This window comes from Nocardioides sp. YIM B13467, assembly GCF_042788075.1.
Taxonomy (GTDB): domain Bacteria; phylum Actinomycetota; class Actinomycetes; order Propionibacteriales; family Nocardioidaceae; genus Nocardioides.
Genome location: NZ_JBHZPJ010000046.1, coordinates 535638 through 553229 on the forward strand (window position 1 = coordinate 535638; position 17592 = coordinate 553229).

At 69.1% G+C, this 17592-nt stretch carries 15 protein-coding genes; 11 read left to right on the forward strand and 4 right to left on the reverse strand.

Annotation, left to right across the window (positions count from 1 at the left end; translation table 11 throughout):
* Nucleotides 1-51: 51 nt before the first annotated feature.
* From ACFX43_RS09815 to ACFX43_RS09825, 3 genes are read left to right on the forward strand one after another with little or no spacing between them, the layout of a single operon-like run.
* Nucleotides 52-1356 (forward strand): M20/M25/M40 family metallo-hydrolase, encoded by a 1305-nt coding sequence (locus ACFX43_RS09815; protein WP_378820037.1) that lies wholly within the window; start codon nucleotides 52-54, stop codon nucleotides 1354-1356.
* Complete coding sequence (locus ACFX43_RS09820; RefSeq protein ID WP_378820039.1) at nucleotides 1353-2792, forward strand: MFS transporter; 1440 nt, start codon at nucleotides 1353-1355, stop codon at nucleotides 2790-2792. Before ACFX43_RS09815 ends, ACFX43_RS09820 begins: the two co-directional genes overlap by 4 nt.
* A 25-nt stretch (nucleotides 2793-2817) precedes the next feature.
* Nucleotides 2818-3360 (forward strand): DUF1992 domain-containing protein, encoded by a 543-nt coding sequence (locus ACFX43_RS09825; protein WP_378820041.1) that lies wholly within the window; start codon nucleotides 2818-2820, stop codon nucleotides 3358-3360.
* A gap of 4 nt (nucleotides 3361-3364) precedes the next feature.
* Here ACFX43_RS09825 and ACFX43_RS09830 read toward each other — a convergent pair whose 3' ends face one another.
* Nucleotides 3365-4333, reverse strand: coding sequence for a GlxA family transcriptional regulator (locus ACFX43_RS09830; RefSeq protein WP_378820043.1), 969 nt, complete (start codon nucleotides 4331-4333; stop codon nucleotides 3365-3367).
* 70 nt (nucleotides 4334-4403) lie between these two features.
* Here ACFX43_RS09830 and ACFX43_RS09835 point away from each other — a divergent pair, with 70 nt between their 5' ends.
* The 8 genes from ACFX43_RS09835 to ACFX43_RS09870 all read left to right on the forward strand — a co-directional run bounded on the left by ACFX43_RS09835 (nucleotide 4404) and on the right by ACFX43_RS09870 (nucleotide 14541).
* Nucleotides 4404-4538, forward strand: coding sequence for a hypothetical protein (locus tag ACFX43_RS09835; RefSeq protein ID WP_350718664.1), 135 nt, complete (start codon nucleotides 4404-4406; stop codon nucleotides 4536-4538).
* Between the two features lie 57 nt (nucleotides 4539-4595).
* The gene (locus ACFX43_RS09840; RefSeq protein ID WP_378820047.1) at nucleotides 4596-5663 is read left to right on the forward strand and encodes an HpcH/HpaI aldolase/citrate lyase family protein; all 1068 of its coding nucleotides are present in this window, start codon (nucleotides 4596-4598) and stop codon (nucleotides 5661-5663) included.
* Nucleotides 5664-5665: 2 nt separating this feature from the next.
* Nucleotides 5666-6529 (forward strand): HpcH/HpaI aldolase/citrate lyase family protein, encoded by an 864-nt coding sequence (locus tag ACFX43_RS09845; protein WP_378820048.1) that lies wholly within the window; start codon nucleotides 5666-5668, stop codon nucleotides 6527-6529.
* 252 nt (nucleotides 6530-6781) lie between these two features.
* The gene (locus tag ACFX43_RS09850) at nucleotides 6782-7759 is read left to right on the forward strand and encodes a hypothetical protein (protein ID WP_378820051.1); all 978 of its coding nucleotides are present in this window, start codon (nucleotides 6782-6784) and stop codon (nucleotides 7757-7759) included.
* A gap of 265 nt (nucleotides 7760-8024) precedes the next feature.
* A complete protein-coding gene (locus ACFX43_RS09855) occupies nucleotides 8025-9308 on the forward strand; it encodes a choice-of-anchor P family protein (RefSeq protein ID WP_378820053.1) in 1284 nt (427 codons plus the stop codon).
* Between the two features lie 184 nt (nucleotides 9309-9492).
* The gene (locus tag ACFX43_RS09860) at nucleotides 9493-12891 is read left to right on the forward strand and encodes a (Fe-S)-binding protein (RefSeq protein WP_378820054.1); all 3399 of its coding nucleotides are present in this window, start codon (nucleotides 9493-9495) and stop codon (nucleotides 12889-12891) included.
* Between the two features lie 232 nt (nucleotides 12892-13123).
* Nucleotides 13124-13705 carry a toxin-antitoxin system HicB family antitoxin gene (locus ACFX43_RS09865; protein WP_378820057.1) on the forward strand — a complete coding sequence of 194 codons (582 nt, stop codon included), beginning with the start codon at nucleotides 13124-13126 and terminating at the stop codon, nucleotides 13703-13705.
* A 74-nt stretch (nucleotides 13706-13779) separates the two neighbouring features.
* Entirely contained in the window at nucleotides 13780-14541 is a 762-nt protein-coding gene (locus ACFX43_RS09870; RefSeq protein ID WP_378820060.1) for a DUF4097 domain-containing protein, read from the forward strand.
* A 17-nt stretch (nucleotides 14542-14558) separates the two neighbouring features.
* On the opposite strand, the gene ACFX43_RS09875 is transcribed toward ACFX43_RS09870, so the two are convergent.
* The 3 genes from ACFX43_RS09875 to ACFX43_RS09885 form a co-directional block, all read right to left on the reverse strand.
* Entirely contained in the window at nucleotides 14559-14840 is a 282-nt protein-coding gene (locus ACFX43_RS09875; RefSeq protein ID WP_378820062.1) for a hypothetical protein, read from the reverse strand.
* Between the two features lie 10 nt (nucleotides 14841-14850).
* Nucleotides 14851-16581 carry a sodium:solute symporter family protein gene (locus ACFX43_RS09880; RefSeq protein WP_378840820.1) on the reverse strand — a complete coding sequence of 577 codons (1731 nt, stop codon included), beginning with the start codon at nucleotides 16579-16581 and terminating at the stop codon, nucleotides 14851-14853.
* Between the two features lie 83 nt (nucleotides 16582-16664).
* On the reverse strand, nucleotides 16665-17591 hold the full coding sequence (locus ACFX43_RS09885) for a siderophore-interacting protein (protein WP_378820063.1): 927 nt from the start codon (nucleotides 17589-17591) through the stop codon (nucleotides 16665-16667).
* Between the last annotated feature and the right edge of the window lies 1 nt (nucleotide 17592).

Consider the following 17592-nt stretch of genomic DNA (forward strand, 5'->3'; position numbering starts at 1 on the left):
GGAGACGCCACCACGGTGATTCGCACCACGACGGCCGACTAGGTTGCGGCCATGACACTCGATGCCGTCGCCGCTCTTCAGGCCGCACTTCGAGCCCCGACCGTCAACGACGGCTCCGGCGCAGAGAAGAAGGCGTTCGAGCAGCTCCACGAGGCGCTGCGCGAGCACTTCCCGCTGCTGCATGCGACCCTCGACCTCACCCCGGTCGGCGAGCACGGGCTCCTCTTCCGCTGGCCAGGCGCCTCGGCCGAGAAGCCGGTCGTGCTGATGGCCCACCAGGACGTCGTCCCGATCGCAGGCGCTTGGACCCACGACCCGTTCGGCGGCGAGATCGTCGACGGAGTGATCCACGGGCGCGGCACGCTCGACGACAAGGGCCAGCTGGTGGCGATCTGCGCCGCGGTCGAAGGACTCCTCGCCGACGGGTTCGAGCCGGCGTACGACGTCTGGTTGTCGTTCGGCTCCGACGAGGAGACGACCGGCGCGGCCGCGCGGGCGGCCGTCGAGGAGCTCCGCGACCAGGGGGTCGAGCCGTGGTTCGTGCTCGACGAGGGCGGCGCGGTCGCCTTTGACGCCTTCCCGGGCGTCGCCGCGCCGATCGGCGTCGTCGGCGTCGCCGAGAAGGGCACCACCGACGTACGCCTCCGGGTGACCGGCGACGGCGGCCACTCCTCCACCCCACGCCAGAACGGCCCCACCGCGCGGCTCGCCCGTGCGATCACCCGGCTCGACCGGATGTCGATGCCCGTCCAGCTGCCTGCGCCGACGGTCGAGATGTTCGAGCGGATCGCCCCGTACGCAGCCAAGCCCCTGCGACCCGTGCTGGCCAACGCCGGCCGGCTGGCGCCGGCGCTGGCCCGGCTGCTGACCCGGCTCGGACCCGAGCCCGCCGCGATGACCCGCACCACCGTCGCGATCACGACCCTCGAGGGCAGCCCGGCGGCCAACGTCATCGCCTCGGCCGCCTCGGCCGGGGTCAACCTGCGGATCATGGTCGGCGAGACGGTCGCCGAGGTCGTCGAGCGACTGCGGGCCGCGATCGGCGACAAGCAGGTCGAGATCGAGGTCGTCCGTGCCGGCGAACCGTCGCCGATCTCCCCGCGCGACGAGGCGTTCTCGCTGGTCACCGACACCATCGCGGAGATCTTCCCGGAGGCCGTACCGGCTCCCTACACGGTCATGGCCGCGACCGACTCCCGCTTCTTCTACGAGATCAGCGACCGGGTCTACCGGTTCGCGCCGTTCCGGATGTCCGCTGCCCAGCGCGCCACCATCCACGCCGCCGACGAGAACATCAGGGTCGATGACTACCTCGACGGGATCCGCTTCTACCGAAGGTTGGTCGAGTCGCTGTGACCACCGAAAGTCAGCGCACCGGCGTCGAGAAGGCCGCCCGCGGAATCTGGGTGATCGTCGGCTTCCTGGTGGCCGTCGAGTTCGCCAGCGGCATCCTGCAGGGCTACTACACCCCGATCTTCTCCGATCTCGCCGACCATCTCGGTGTCTCCGACGCCGACCTCAACTGGCTCGAGGCCGGGCAGCTGATCGTCTCCGCGTTGTGCGTGCCCCCGCTCGCCCGGCTCGGCGACCTGATCGGCCACAAGAAGGTGCTGCTGCTGGCGACCGGCATCACCGCGCTCGCCACCTGGTGGACCGTGGCCGCTCCCGACTTCGGCTCGTTCCTGGTCGCCTGGTCGATCCAGGGCGCCTACGTCATCTGGCTGCCGCTCGAGGTCGCCATCGTCCACAAGCGGACCGGGGGCGACACCGCCCTGACCCGTCGGGCCGCCGGTGTCCTGGTCGGCGCGCTGCAGCTCTCGGTGATCATCGGCGCGATCGCCGCCGGAGCCCTCGTCGGCATCCTCCCGATGTGGGCGATCCTCTCCTTCCCGGCCGTGGCCGTGACCGCTGTCTTCGCCGTCATCGCCGTCGGCATCGAGCCCGACTCCGGCACCAGCGGCGGCGCCTTCGACTGGCTCGGGCTGACGGTGCTGACCCTCGTGCTCGGCCTGGTCATGGCCGGCCTGGTCGGCGTACGCGTCCTCGGGGCCGGGTCTCTCCTCGCCTGGGCTCTCGTGGTCCTGGGACTGCTCACGCTGATCCCGTTCTGGCGCATCGAGACCGCGCTGGACGATGCCGGCGGGCGCGAGCCACTGATCGACGTACGCCTGCTGGTCTCGCGCGGGCAGTGGCCGATCCAGCTGACCGCGTTCCTCTTCGGGATGTCGGTGCTGGGAGCGCAGATCCCGCTGTCGACCTTCGCGCGCACCGATCCGGCCGAGGCCGGCTTCGGACTGGGCGCGGACGCGTCGTTCGTGTCGCTGCTGATCGCTGAGTACGTCATCGCGATGGCGATCTCCGCCTTCACCCTGCCGCTGTGGGCGCGGTTCCTCGGGCCGGTGCGGGCCCAGGCGGTCGCCTGCTTCCTGGTGGCCACGGGCTATCTGCTGTGGCTTCCGTTCCATGACTCCACCGGTCAGGGACTCCTCAACATGGCCGTCGTCGGGCTCGGCTCGGGCGCCCTGGTCGCCTCGCTGCCGGCGGCAGCCGCCGCGGCCGCGCCGTCCTCCCGCACCGCGTTCGCGACCGGCATGACCAACGCCACCAAGACCGTCGGCGGCGCCATCGCCTCGGCGGTCTTCGCGATCGCGCTCGCCGCGGACGGGTCGATCGCCGGCGAGGCGCACGCACCGTTGTCGGGCTACCTCACGGTGTGGGCGGTGTGCGGCGTCACCGCTCTCGTCGCCGGGCTGCTGCTCCTGCTGCCCCGCCGCACAACCAGCGCTGGGTAAACTTTCCCGCGCTGGAGGTGATCACGTGCCCACGAGCGAAGACCGGTCCGAGGAGCGCCCTGAGACGCAGGCGCCCCCTCTCTCCGACACTGCAAGCAAGGCGGCGGCCGCCGCCCGGATCGAGAACCAGACCAAGTGGGTCGACCTCCAGGTGCAGCGGTCGATCCAGCGCGGCGAGTTCGACAACCTCCCGGGCGCCGGCAAGCCGATCAAGAACCTCGACCGCGACCACGATCCCGACTGGTGGGTCAAACAGCTCGTCGAGCGGGAGCGGATCGTGGTGCTCCCCCGGTCGGTCCAGCTCCGCAAGGACGACGCCGAGCTCGACGGCCTCCTCGACACCCAGACCACCGAGGACGGCGCCCGCAGGATCGTCGAGGAGTTCAACGAGCGCGTCATCGCGGCCCGCTACGGCGCGCCCGAGGGCCCGCCGCTGATCACCATGCCTCGCGACGTCGACGCCACCCTGGGCGCCTGGCGGGAGCGCCGCGCCGCCCGGGCGGCGGCCGCCAAGGACGTACGCGGCCGGCAGCAGCCCCGGAAGCGCCGCTGGTGGCGCCGCGGCTGAGCGGTCAGCTCATCTCGCGGTCGTGCTCGCGGCGTGAGAACCGCGACCGGTATCGCCCCGGAGTCACGCCGACCTCCGAGGTGAACCCTGCCCGGAAGGTCACCGGCGAGTAGTAGCCGGACTCGTGGCTGATCCGCTCGATCGGCAGGTCGGTGGTCTCCAGAAGCGTCTTGGCGACCGCGATGCGCTCGGCGGTGACCCAGCGCATCGGCGTGGTGGCGAGGTCGCGCTCGAAGCGCCGGGCGAGGGTGCGCGGCGAGACCGCGGCAGCCGCCGCCAGACGCTCGAGGGTGACGTCCTCGTGCAGGTTGGCCCGGAGCCAGGTGCGCAGCTCGTCGAGCCAGTGGGCCTGCTCGGTGAGCGGGTCGGCCGCGACGTACTGTGCCTGGTCGCCGTCGCGGTGCGAGGCGATGACCAGGTTGCGGGCGATGGTGTTGGCGGCATGCTGGCCGTGGTCGGTGCGGATCAGGTGGAGGCACAGGTCCAGCCCTGCGGCCGAGCCCGCGCTCGTCAGCACGCCGTCGTCGACGTAGATCGCCCGCGGGTCGAGGTCGACCTGCGGAAACGTACGCCGGAACAGCTCCGCCCACCGCCAGTGGGTCGTGGCTCGGCGACCGTCGAGCAGCCCGGCTTCGGCCAGGGCGAAGGCACCGGTGCACAGCGAGACCATCCGGGCGCCGCCCGCGGCGGCCCGACGGAGCTCCCGGATCAAGGTCTGACTGATCGGGTCGCCCGGCCGGATCGCCGGCACCAGCACCGTTCCGAACTCAGCCAGCGCGGCCATCGGCTGCTGTGGCGTCAGCCGCGGCCCACCGTGGACCCGCACCCCGCGCAGGTCACCGCACAGCACCACGTCGTAGAGCGGGCTGGCGTCATGGTCCCAGTCGTAGCCGAGCGCCTCGAGCGGCATCCCGATCTCGAACAGGGTCATCCCGTCGACGATCGGGATGGCGATGGACGGCTTTGCTGGCATGGCAAGAATCTATCATTCTTAGTCAATCCTGCCACTCCTCCAGAGGGCTCCACGAGAGCACTCTGGAGTCATGACCAACTACAAGAAGAACCCCAGCAAGGTCCGCAGCACCGTCCGCTCCGTCCTCGCCGGCTTCGACGCCGGCGCCCGGATCCGTCACGGCGCCCAGGTCCCGAAGGACCATCCCTCCCGACGCCGGTCGTGATCGTTACAAGCCGAGACGCCTACCGGCCGGTAACCGCCGGCCGTTAGGGTGACCGGCATGAGTCACAAGAGCCCCAAGGACTTCTTCGCACCGTTGGCGGTGGGCGCTCCCGCACCACTGCGGGAGATCCCGGCACGGCCGAGTCGTGCGATCCATTTCTTCGACCCGTCGAACCCGAAGATGGCGGCCAAGGTGCCCGCCATGGTCGGCACCGTCGACGTGCTCCTCGGCAACCTGGAGGACGCCGTCAAGGCCGACAACAAGGTCGCCGCGCGCGAGGGTCTGGTGAAGATCGCCTCCGAGACAGACTTCGGGCCCACGCAGCTGTGGACCCGGATCAACTCGCTCGACTCCCCGTGGGTGCTCGACGACCTGATCACCCTGGTCACCGAGATCGGCGACAAGCTCGACGTAGTGATGGTGCCGAAGGTGCAGGGTCCCGAGGACATCCACTACGTGGACCGGCTGCTCGCGCAGCTCGAGGCCAAGGGCGGCGTACAGAAGCCGATCCTCATCCACGCCATCCTCGAGACCGCGCGCGGCGTGGCCAACGTCGAGGAGATCGCGCTCGCCTCCCCGCGCATGCAGGGCATCAGCCTCGGCCCGGCCGACCTCGCGGCCGACCGCAAGATGAAGACCACCCGCGTCGGCGGCGGCCACCCGGGCTACCTGGTCCGCCAGGACCCGGTCGACGGCGACATCCACGGCAACCGCACGGTCTTCCAGCAGGACCTGTGGCACTACACGATCGCGAAGATGGTCGACGCCTGCGCCGCGGCGGGGATCTACCCCTACTACGGCCCGTTCGGCGACATCACCGACGTCGTCGCGGCCGAGGACCAGTTCCGCAACGCGTTCCTGCTCGGCTGCGTCGGCACCTGGAGCCTGCACCCCAAGCAGATCGAGATCGCCAACCGCGTCTTCTCCCCCAGCGTCGAGGACATCAAGCACGCCCGTCGCGTGGTCGCCGCCATGGGCGACGGCACCGGCGCGGTCATGCTCGACGGCAAGATGGAGGACGACGCCAGCCTCAAGCAGTGCCTCGTGCTCGTCGACCTCGCCGAGGAGCTGGCCGCCATCGACCCGAAGCTCAAGGAGCTCTACGACGCCATCGAGGTGGACTGAACATGACTGACGCAACCTTCCGCCCCCTGCGCTCGGTTCTCTACATGCCGAGCTCCAACACGCGTGCCCTCGAGAAGGCCAAGACGATCACCGCCGACGCGCTGATCCTCGACCTCGAGGACGCCGTCGCCCCCGACGCCAAGCCGGAGGCGCGCGAGAACGCGGCCGCGGCCGTGACGTCGGGCGAGTACGGCAACAAGTACCTCACCATCCGCATCAACGGCGCCGACACCGAGTGGCACGCCGACGACCTGGCCGCCGCCGCCAAGGCAGGACCCGACGCCATCGTGGTCCCCAAGGTCAACAGCGCCCAGCAGGTGCACGACCTCGTCGCGGCCTTCGAGAAGGCCGGCGTCCCGGAGCAGACCAAGCTCTGGGCGATGATCGAGAGCCCGTACGCCATCCTCCACGCCGAGGAGATCGCCTCCGCCTCCGAGCGGCTGACGGTGCTCGTCATGGGCACGAACGACCTGGTCAAGGAGCTGTACGTCGACCACGTCCCCGCCCGCGCCAACCTGGTCACCAGCCTCCAGCTGGCCGTGCTCGCCGCGCGCGCGAGCGGCAAGGTCATCCTCGACGGCGTCTACAACAACGTGAAGGACGCCGATGGCTACGCGGCCGAGGTCGAGCAGGGCCGGATCTTCGGGTTCGACGGCAAGACCCTGATCCACCCGGCCCAGGTCGAGGGCGCCAACGCAGGCTTCGCACCCAGCGAGCAGGCGGTGTCCGACGCCAAGGGTCTCATCGAGACCTGGGAGGCGAGCGACGGTGGCGTCGTGACGTACAACGGCAAGATGGTGGAGAACCTCCACGTGGAGTCCGCGCGGCGCACGCTGAGCATCGCCGAGGCCATCGCAGCGTTGTAATCCACAGGAAGGTATACCCCCGGGCGTATCTTCCTCGTTACCTCCGGGGTGCATTTGGCCTTGTCAGTAACTTTTTTCTGAGAAGAAGGTGACAAGCAGGCGAGATTCTGGTTCCGTTACGTGCTGCGCGACACTACCGACACTCGCTACGCGCTCAGGAGACAGCGTCAGATGACTGAAGCGAATCGTCGGCCCGCGACGGGGGACCACTCGAACGTCCCACCCACGCCGGCTCGACACCCCGCCACACCGATGCTCCCCACGAACGACACCGCGCCCGAACCCCTCGAGATCGCCCGCCGCGCTCTCGAGGGGTTGTCGCCGGCGGACGAGTCGTGGTTCACCAATCCCAAGACGAACCCAGCCGTCGAGCGAGTGCGACCGCACCACACGCCGTACACACCACCGCCGCAGCCCGGCACGGCGCTCGTCCTGCGACACTCCGACGCCGGCTACTCCCAGCCGCCGCGGGCCACCTACCAGCGCCCGATGCCTCCGCACACCCAGCTGCCGCAGTACGCCTACCAGCCGAGCCCCTACACGGCGCAGCAGTTCCACCCCGCCGGGCCGGTGATGTTCGCCAACCCGGCGATGCCGTCGTACGCCGCCGCGCAGGTGCCGACCCGGAACGGCGTGGTCGAGGAGCACCGGATCCCGAAGAGCCGCGCCCGCAACAAGAAGGCCGTGCTGCTGCCGCTCGCCGCGATGGCGATCGCCTCGGCCGGCATCGGGGCCTTCGCCCAGGCCAACGTCGGACCGGGCCTCGAGACCACGCAGGCCAAGGCCCACGCCGGCCAGTACGACGCCGTACCCGTGGTCGACATCGCCGACCAGAAGGTCATCGACGCCCCCGGCGTGATCGCGCCGGAGAAGGCGTCCCTGTTCTCCCCTGCAGCCCCGGGCACCACCTCCGGCGGCAAGCACTCCAACGGCGACTACGACGCGCCCTCCACCGCCGAGGCCTACGGTGGCGCTCACTCCTCCAGCGGGACGATCTCCGAGCCCCGCGACGGGGACACCTTGTCGGACAAGGACCCGGCACCAGCTCCCGAACCGGCCCCGCAGCCGGCACCGGAGCCGGCCCCGCAACCCGAGCCGGAGCCCGAGCCCGAGCCGACCCCCGCACCGACGCAGCCGTCGCTGGGCGAGAACGTCGTCGCCCCGGTGCTCGACACGGTGACGGGTGTCATCGACGGTCTCACCGGAATCAAGCTCGACCTGACGCCGTAGTCATCGAGTGGCCCCAAACGGGGCCGTGACCTCATCCGAGGTCACGGCCCCGTTTGCGTATGCCCGGGTGGGTTACCCATGGCAAGGAAGGGCCATCTAGAAATAGGACCTCCGTCCCGATAACTTCCGTGGTTTTCTCTCGTTTGAGCGATGTGCCACCCCTTAACTCGGGAGTGCGCCAGGTTCCCCCGGATCTGGCAGGTGGCACGGCCCCGTTGCGGGGATCTTGGGGGATCCCCACCGCAGAATCGGAGTCCAACCAACAATGCGAAGCATCCGTACGTTCGCGCTGTCCGCAGCCGCTGCCGCCGTCGTCGGCGCAGTTCTGGTTGTGCCGGCGCCATCACAGGCCGCACTGACGAACACCTCCTTCGGGATGTTCGCGAGCGGCTTCGGCACCCGCGTGACCGGTGGAAGCATCCCGGCCAACTCGGGAGACCTCGGATACCAGACGATCGGGTGCACCCGTAAGGCTGGTTACGACGTCAACAACAACACCGCCGGCGCCAAGGTGCCCGGCCTCGGCACGATCGGTGCGACCACCACCAAGCAGCGCACCGTCAAGTCCGGCTCGACCGTCAAGTCCATCTCGGAGCACAAGATCGCCGACGTCGTGCTCGACAAGAGCCCGCTGGGCAAGGTCACCGTCGAGGGCCTCAGCTCGGTGTCCCAGGCTTGGTGGGACGGCAAGGCCTACAAGGCCGACTCCAAGGCCAAGATCGCTCACGTGGTCCTCGACCCGGCCGGCCCCGGCCAGAAGATCGACCTGCCGATCCCCGGCCGTGACAAGCCGCTCGTCATCCCGGGCATTGCCACCATCGGCCTGGGCAACACCGTCGAGAAGACCAACGCCGACGGCGCCGAGGCTTACGCCAACGGTATCTGGATCAAGCTCCACGGCACCGACTCCGAGGTCATCGTCGGTCGCTCGCGCGCCCAGATCAACGGCCAGGCGTTCTCCGGCGTCTTCTCCGGCTTCTCCAACTCCGTCGACGCCTCCGCTCTCGGCGGTGCCGTCCAGGTCGGCAAGAACCCGCTGACCAACGCCGGCTGCGCCGGAACCAAGGGCAAGCTGAAGACCAAGTCCATCGCCCACGTCCCGCTGGGCGAGGTCGGCGACATCGTGGACGTCAAGGGCCTCACGAGCGGTCAGCGTTCGAACCAGACCAGCACCACCGCCGGGGGTTACACCTTCGGTGAGGTCGCCAACGTCAACATCGGCGACGGCGCGATCCGCATCGAGGCCATCCGCGCCCAGGCGAACGCGAACTTCGTCAAGGGCAAGGGCTCGACGACGTCCATCTCGGGCACCAAGTTCGGTGACATCTACATCGGCAAGCAGAAGGTCTCCCTCGCCCAGCTCGAGTCGGCGCTCTCCCGCGTCGACATCCCCGGCCTGGCCAAGATCGAGACCAAGGTCGTCGTCGAGCGCAGCAAGAACCTGGTCGAGGTCGTCGCCCTGCGGCTGACGCTCCTCGACGCGACCGAGGGCACCAAGACGGTCGTGAACATCGGTCACGCGAAGTTCAAGGTGAACGCCAACAAGTGAGGCCTTGATCCACTGAGGCTGTCCTAAGAAACGGCCCGCGTCCTATCCCAGGTCGCGGGCCGTTTCTTCAATCTGAAGTTACTCGCGGGTAGTATCAACCCACCCTTACGCAACCGAACCGACCACAAGCACTAGGCTCGGTTGCATTCCGGCAGTCCTGCCCGCTGATGAGGAGCGCCTAGGCATGTTGCAGATCATCACCATCGTCGTGTGCCTCGCGACAACGGTGGCCGCCGTCTATCTGACAACCAAGGCGGTCAGGTCGATGCTCGCGGTCATCAAGATCGGTACGCCGATCAGCCGCGTCGACCAGCCACTGGCCCGCACGCTGACGATGCTGAAAGAGACCGTCCTCCACACGCGCATGTTGCAGTGGACCTGGGTCGGCATCCTGCACTGGTTCGCCTTCGCGGCGTTCATCGTGCTCTCGACCGCCGTCGGCTCGGCGTACTTCCAGCTCTTCTCGGCCGAGTGGACGATCCCCTTCATCGGGAAGTTCTTCCTCTACGAGTGGGTGGCCGAGGGTCTTGGTCTGCTGGGCGCACTGGGCATCATCCCGCTGATCATCTACCGGCTGCTGCACCAGCCGAGGACGCTGGGCCGCGGGACGCGGTTCTACGGCTCGGTCATGTGGCAGGCGTTCTTCGTCGAGGCGATGGTGCTGCTGGAGTCGATCGCGATCCTGTTCATCCGCGGTGCGGAGTACAACCTGGCCCTGGCCCACGGCGGCGAGCACGCCGAGCACGCCACCGGCTTCCACTTCCCGATCTCGCAGTTCTTCGGTGCCCTCTACCCGACCGGTCCCGACGCGATCGGGTCGCTGGAGAACATCATCTACCTCATCGCGGCCTTCAAGATCCTGTCCGCGCTGATCTGGCTCATGGTGATCTCGTCCAACCTGACGATGGGTGTCGCCTGGCACCGCTTCACCGCCTGGTTCAACATCTGGTTCAAGCGCGAGCCGGGTTCGCGTACGTCTGCTGCTGACGGCGCCCGCCCGCTCGGCACCGCGCTCGGCGCGATCAAGCCGATGCTCATCGACGGCAAGCCCGTCACCCTCGAGGACGTCGAGGAGGACCGGATCCCCGAGGACGCCATCCTCGGTGTCGGCTCGATCCAGGACTTCTCCTGGAAGGGCATCCTCGACTTCACCACCTGCACCGAGTGTGGTCGCTGCCAGTCGCAGTGCCCCGCCTGGAACACCGAGAAGCCGCTCTCGCCCAAGCTGCTGATGATGGGCCTGCGCGAGCACGCGTACGCCGCAGCCTCCGACGGCGACCTCAAGGAGAAGCCCCTCATCGGCAAGGCCGACGGCGCCCCGGAAGGCGCCGAGGGCAACGCAGAGGTCCTCGACTGGTTCTACAACCCGGAGGACGGCGGCTTCGTCATCGACGAGGACGTCCTCTGGTCCTGCACGTCCTGCGGTGCCTGCGTCCAGCAGTGCCCCGTCGACATCGAGCACGTCGACCACATCATGGACATGCGCCGCTACCAGGTGCTCGTCGAGTCGAACTTCCCCTCCGAGCTCAACGGCCTCTTCAAGGGCCTCGAGGGCAAGGGCAACCCCTGGAACATGAACGCCAACGCGCGCATGGACTGGGCCAAGGACCTGCCCTTCGACGTCAAGGAGGTCGGCAAGGACATCGAGTCGCTCGAGGAGGTCGACTGGCTGTTCTGGGTCGGCTGTGCCGGCGCCTACGAGGACCGGGCCAAGAAGACCACCCGCGCCGTGGCCGAGCTGCTCGACATGGCCGGGGTCTCCTTCGGCGTACTCGGCAACGGCGAGACCTGCACCGGCGACTCCGCCCGCCGCGCCGGCAACGAGTTCGTCTTCCAGGGCCTGGCTCAGCAGAACGTCGAGACGTTCAAGGAGTTCAAGGTCAAGAAGGCCGTCACCACCTGTGCTCACTGCTTCAACACGTTGAAGAACGAGTACAAGGAGTTCGGCATCGAGCTCGAGGTCGTCCACCACACCCAGCTGCTCAACCGCCTCGTCCGCGAGGGCAAGCTGACCCCGGTCGCGGACGGCGCCGGCGCCCACAAGCGCTCGATCACCTACCACGACCCCTGCTACATCGGTCGCCACAACGGCGTCTACGAGCCGCCCCGCGAGCTGCTGCAGATCATGCCGGGTGCGGAATACAAGGAGATGCCCCGCAACTCCGAGCGCTCCTTCTGCTGTGGCGCCGGCGGCGCCCGGATGTGGATGGAGGAGAAGATCGGGTCGCGGATCAACGAGAACCGCACCGACGAGGCCGTCGCCACCGGTGCCGACCAGATCGCCGTCGGCTGCCCGTTCTGCCGCGTCATGCTCTCCGACGGCCTGACCAAGGCCCAGGCCAACGGTGCCGCACGCGAAGAGGTCGAGGTGCTCGACGTCGCGCAGATGCTGCTCGCGTCCGTGAAGGGCGAGCAGGCGACCAAGCTGGCCCCGGGTGAGGGCGCGAAGGTCGGTGCAGCCGCCAAGGCGGCTCCGGCAGTCGAGGAAGCCGCTCCGGCCGCCGGTGCCGCCACCGCCGCTGCGGGTTCGTCGCTCTTCGACTCCCCCGCCGAGGCTGAGACCACCGAGACCGCGAAGGCTCCGGCCGACGCGTCCTCGCTCTTCGACACCCCTGCCCCGGCCGAGCCGGCCTCGGGAGGTACGTCGGGTGGCGGTTCGCTCTTCGACACCCCCGCTCCGGCCGCTGAGCCCGAGAAGCCGGCCTCCGGTGGGTCGCTGTTCGACGACAGCGGGTCGCTCTTCGACACGCCTGCGGAGGCACCTGCCGAGGAGACCCCGGCGTCGGGTGGCTCGCTCTTCGACGTGCCGGCCGACAAGCCTGCGGAGAAGCCTGCTGCGGATCTCGGGGCTGGTGGGTCGCTCTTCGACGTACCGGCTCAGGAGGCGGAGCCCGCTGCCGCACCCGAGGCGAAGGCAGCCCCGGCCGCTCCGGCGCCTGCCCAGGAGCCTGCCGTCGACCTCGGCGGAGGCGGCTCGCTCTTCGACATCCCGGCCGCACCTGCCGAGGAGGCCGCACCGGCGCCTGAGGCGAAGACTGCTCCGGCAGCCGAGCCCGCGGCCCCGGCTGCGACGCCGGCCGCTGAAGAGCCGAGCATCGACCTCAGCGCGGGCGGTTCGCTCTTCGACATCCCGGCCAGCGAGCCCGAGCCGACGACGGCCAAGGCAACGACGGAGGCCCCGGCCGCACCTGCTGCGCCTGCGGCACCCGCCGCGCCGGTGGCAGGTTCGGGAGTGACCTCGGAGCCGAAGACCGACGTCGACTTCGACAGCCTCGGCTCGCTCTTCGACATCGAGGCCCCCGAGGGCGCAGTCGCGGCCGCAGCTCCGGCTGCTCCCGCCCCCGCTGAGGCCGCACCCGTGGCCGAGGCCGCCCCGGAGACCGTGGTCGACGAGGCACCCGCCGCACCCGCCGAAGAAGCGGCGGTCGAGGTGGAGACCCCGGCCGAGCCCGAGCCTGAGCCCGAGCCCGAGAAGGCCGCCCCCGCGCCGGAGCCGAAGCCGGCACCGGCCGTGAGCGGAGAGGCTCACGCGCCGCGTACCGACGTCGACATCCACGAGGCAGGGTCGCTCTTCGACCTCTGACCCCAGCGCAGTCCGCTGCACCAGACGATGACACCTTGTGAGTGATTCACAAGGTGTCATCGTCATTTAGCCGAGACGTCGCTCGCGTCGGCCGAGACGGCACCAGCGTGCCCGCTCGCCCGACGCGCGTGACCTCTCGGCCGACGGGGGTGACGCCTCGGCGAGAGGCCTGACATCATGTGGCGTCAGATTGGGCTTGTGATGACGTCACGATGATGTCATAGTGGTGCGTATGGACATCACGCCTTACATCGACAGCCTGCGACGGGACCTGCTGGCCGCGGCCGAGGCATCGGGACCGGAGGCGCGGGAGACCGCGGAGCGGCTCACCTACGCACTCGACCCGGCCGCTCGGCTGGCGGTGATGGAGGCGGTGAGCCAGGCGGCCGCGGAGATCACGGCGGAGCTGCCGACCGGCAACGTGGACGTACGTCTGCGGGGCCGCGACCTGGAGTTCGGGGTCACGCTTCCCGAGCTCGCCGAGCCGGTTCCCCCGACGCCGCCGACACCGCCCGCTCCCCCTGCTCCTCCGGCGCCGCCGGAGCCGGAGGGCGACGACGCCCTCGCCCGAGTGACCCTCCGCATCCCGGAGTCGCTCAAGGCGAAGGCCGAGGAGGCTGCGGCCGAGGCCGGCCAGTCCCTCAACACCTGGCTCGTCGGCGCGGTCCGCGCGGCGACCCGCGAGAACGCGGTCAACGTCGACGTCGACCTCTCCGCGATCCCACACATCGTCAACGAGGCGATGAGCAGCCTCGATCCGTTCCGCGAGAGCTTTCGCGGCAGGTCCGACCGCCGGATGACCGGCTGGCTCTGACCTGAGCTCGAGACACCACCACGGACGGCCACCCGGCCGGTCCGGTAGATCAGCACACCCTGAGGAGCACCATCATGAGCACGTACACCTTCATGTCCACCGCCCCCGCCAAGCTGTTCGTCGAGTTCGGCAAGGGCAATCTCGAGGTCCAGGCGACCGACACCGACGAGACCGTCGTCGAGATCGACGGCGACGACGCCGAGAGTCTGGTCGTCGAGCAGAGCGGCGACACGATCAACATCATCGACCCGCACAAGGGCCCGTTCAGCCGCTCGCGGCGCTACGCCATCAGCGTGACGGCCCCCGCCCGCAGCCAGCTGCGAGCCCGTACCGGAAGCGCCGACATCGCCACCCACGGTGTCCTCCGGGCCGCCTGGCTCCAGACCGGGTCGGGCGACATCCGGATCGACCGGGTCACCGAGGAGTTCCAGGTCGAGTCCGGCTCGGGGGACGTCGAGGCGGACACCCTCGACGGGCACGCCTCGATCAAGTCCGGATCCGGTGACATCCGGATCGGTACGGTCCACGACCTGCAGACCAAGACCGGCTCCGGCACCGTGGAGATCGACGAGGTCGAGGGCGACGTGAGCCACTCGACCGGCGCGGGCGACTTCGCGGTCCACTCGGTCAGCGCCGGCCGGATCTCGGTGAAGGGCGCCTCCTCCGACGTACGTATCGGGATCCCGAACGGCACCCCGGTGTGGACCGACGTCAACACGGTGACCGGCCGGTGCACCAGCACTGTCGAGAGCGCTGGCGCACCGGCCGCGGGTGAGCCCTACGTCGAGCTCCGCACCACCACCGTGAGTGGTGACATCACCCTCATCGGGCTCTGAGCCCGGGAGGGAGGGGGCTACTTCTCCTTGCTGGGGTGAGGAGCGTCCGGCACGACCGGCCGGAGCACGCCCCAGGCGATGAAGGCGCCCCCGACGACGAGCAGGACGATGCCCGCCCAGAGGTTGGCGTTGGGCCCGCCGGTCTTGTCGACCTCGGGGTCACCGAACAGGCCCATCAGCAGCAGGATGACGCCGTAGACCGCGAGCAGGGACCCGATCACGTTGCGGATGTCGAAGAGCGACAGCAGCGTGCCGAGCAGCCCCTTGTTGGTCTTGGCCGGGTTCGATTCGCTAGGCATCTCAGTCTCCTCAGAAGATCGCGTTCAAGATGGTGACCAGGACCAGCGCGAGACCCGCCAGGGGCACCGGGCGCTGCCACCACGGGCGACCTGCGTCCTCGGGATCCACCAGGTCCTCCCTCGGGGTCTCGGAGTAGACCAGACCCTTCAGAGAGCCTTCCGGCTTCGGCGCGGTCACCAGCGAGACGAGCACGCTGACGATGATGTCGACGCCGAAGGCCACACCGGCAGCCACGAACGACGCACCCTGACCGGACAGCGGCAGGACGCCCACGGAGAGTCCGCCGAGCGTGCCGTCGGCGAGGATGCCGACGCCCACCGCCGCCAAGGTGCCGGAGACGAGACCCGCCCAACCGGCGGTCGCGGTCATCCGCTTCCAGAACATACCCAGGATGAACGTCGCGAACAGCGGAGCGTTGAAGAACCCGAACAGCGTCTGCAGGTAGTCCATGATGTTGGAGAAGCTGGACGCCAGGACAGCGGTGAAGATCGCGATGGCGGTCGCCGCGACGGTCGCCCACCGGCCGAGCTTCACGTAGAAGTCGTCGGGGCGGTCCTTGATGATGTACTCCTGGACGATGTCGAAGGACACCACCGTGTTGAAGGCGGAGACGTTGGCCGCCATACCGGCCATGAACGCCGCCAGAAGACCGGTGATCGCCAGGCCGAGCAGACCGTTCGGCAGCACCTCCGCCATCAGATAGAGCAGCGAGTCGTTGTAGGTCACGCCCTCACCCGAGGCACCGCCGGCGACCGACTCCCCCGCCTTCGTCCGTGCGATCTCGGTGACCAGGACCGCCGCGATCATGCCGGGGAGGATGGTGATGAACGGGATGAACATCTTCGGGTACGCACCGATGATCGGCGTCTTGCGGGCCGCGCTGATCGAGTCGGCGGCCATCGCTCGCTGGACCTCGACGAAGTTGGTCGTCCAGTAGCCGAAGGAGAGCACGAAGCCGAGACCGAACACGATGCCGACGACCGAGAGGAAGTCGGAGGAGAAGCCGGTCAGGGCGGCGCCGGGCCAGGAGTTGAGCTGGTCGGCGGCGGGCGCGATGGTGTCGGGGTTGGCGGCCGCGGCCTTCTCGATCTGCGAGGTCAGACCGTCCCAGCCGCCCACCCGGTGGAGGCCCAGGAGGGTCAGCGGCAGCAGACCGGCGACGATCACGAAGAACTGCAGCACCTCGTTGTAGATCGCGGCCTTCAGACCACCGAGGGTGATGTAGGAGAGCACGATCACCGCGGCCACGATCAGCGCCACCCACAACGGCCAGCCGAGCAGCGCGTGCACGATGGAGCCGAGCAGGTAGAGGTTGATGCCGGCGATGAGCAGCTGCGCCACCGCGAACGAGAGCGCGTTGACCAGGTGGGCGCCGGTGCCGAAACGGCGTTTCATGAACTCGGGGACCGAGCGCACCTTCGAGCCGTAGTAGAAGGGCATCATCACGACGCCCAGGAACAGCATGGCCGGGATGGCACCGATCCAGAAGTAATGGACGGTGGGGAGGCCGACCTGCGCCCCCGTTGCCGACATCCCCATGATCTCGACCGCGCCGAGGTTTGCTGAGATGAAGGCGAGACCGGTGACCCACGCGGGCAGGGACCTACCCGAGAGGAAGAAGTCGACCGAGCTCGACATGCCGCGGCTGGCCAGGAAGCCGATGCCGAGAACGAACGCGAAGTAGATCGCGATCAGGAGATAGTCGACCGCGTTGGCCTGGATCAGGGTGTCCGCGGCCAGGATGCTTGCTTGCATTCCGAGACCCTTCTATTTGATTGGGCGCACCAAACTTAACCACGCGTACGCCTCAAGAACGCGCTGGGTCACCCCTTCATCGACACGCCTTCTCGCCAGTAGCCCATGAAGGCGACCTGCTTGCGCGGCATCTCGAGCTCGTTGACCAGATGACGGCGCAGCGCGGTGACCATCCGGGACTCCCCCGCGATCCAGGCGTAGCGTCCGTCCTCGCCGTTCTCAGCACCGTTCGTGGAGCCGTTGTCGGGGCCGGCGACCTCCTCGCCCGAGGACGAGTAGTCCGGCGTCTCCCACAGGTCCGGGTCCTCGACCTCGACCGAGGTCACGTCGTCGGGCGTCGCGTCGAAGCCGAGCAGCCCACCGACGGCGGCCAGGGCCGGGCCGCCCACGGGCGCGCCCTCGCGCGGTAGCCAGCTGACCTGCAGCCCCTCAGGCGCAGAGACCTCCTGTACGTCATCAGCGACCGGCACCTCCAGGAAGGCCGATCCGGTGGCGTCCGCCGGCAGCGACTCGAGGATCGAGACGATCGCCGGGACGGCGGTCTCGTCGCCGACCAGGAGCAGCCGGGTCGCGTCACCGGGAAGCCACTCGATCCCGCCGTAGGCCTCGCCGAGCTTGGGCCCGGCAACCAGGATCTCGTCGCCCGGCTTGGCCGCACCGGCCCAGTCGGAGCCGGGACCGTGTGCGCCGGGGTGCAGCACGAAGTCGACGTACAGACGCTTCTCGATGCCGTCCCCCTCGACCGAGCGGATCGTGTATGTGCGCATCCGCGGGCGCTCGTCTTCGGGGAGGGCGAGCCATTCGGTGTACCAGTCCTCGGCCGAGAGCTCGGGCAGCACGCCCGGGGTGGCCGGGAAGAGGAGCTTGATGCGCTGGTCGAGGGTCGGGCCGTCGTTGCCGAAGTCGGCCAGGTCGTCGCCGGCCAGCTCGATCCGGGCGAAGGACGGGGAGAGGCGCTCGACGGAGCGCACCGAGACGCGGGCGAGGACGGGCATG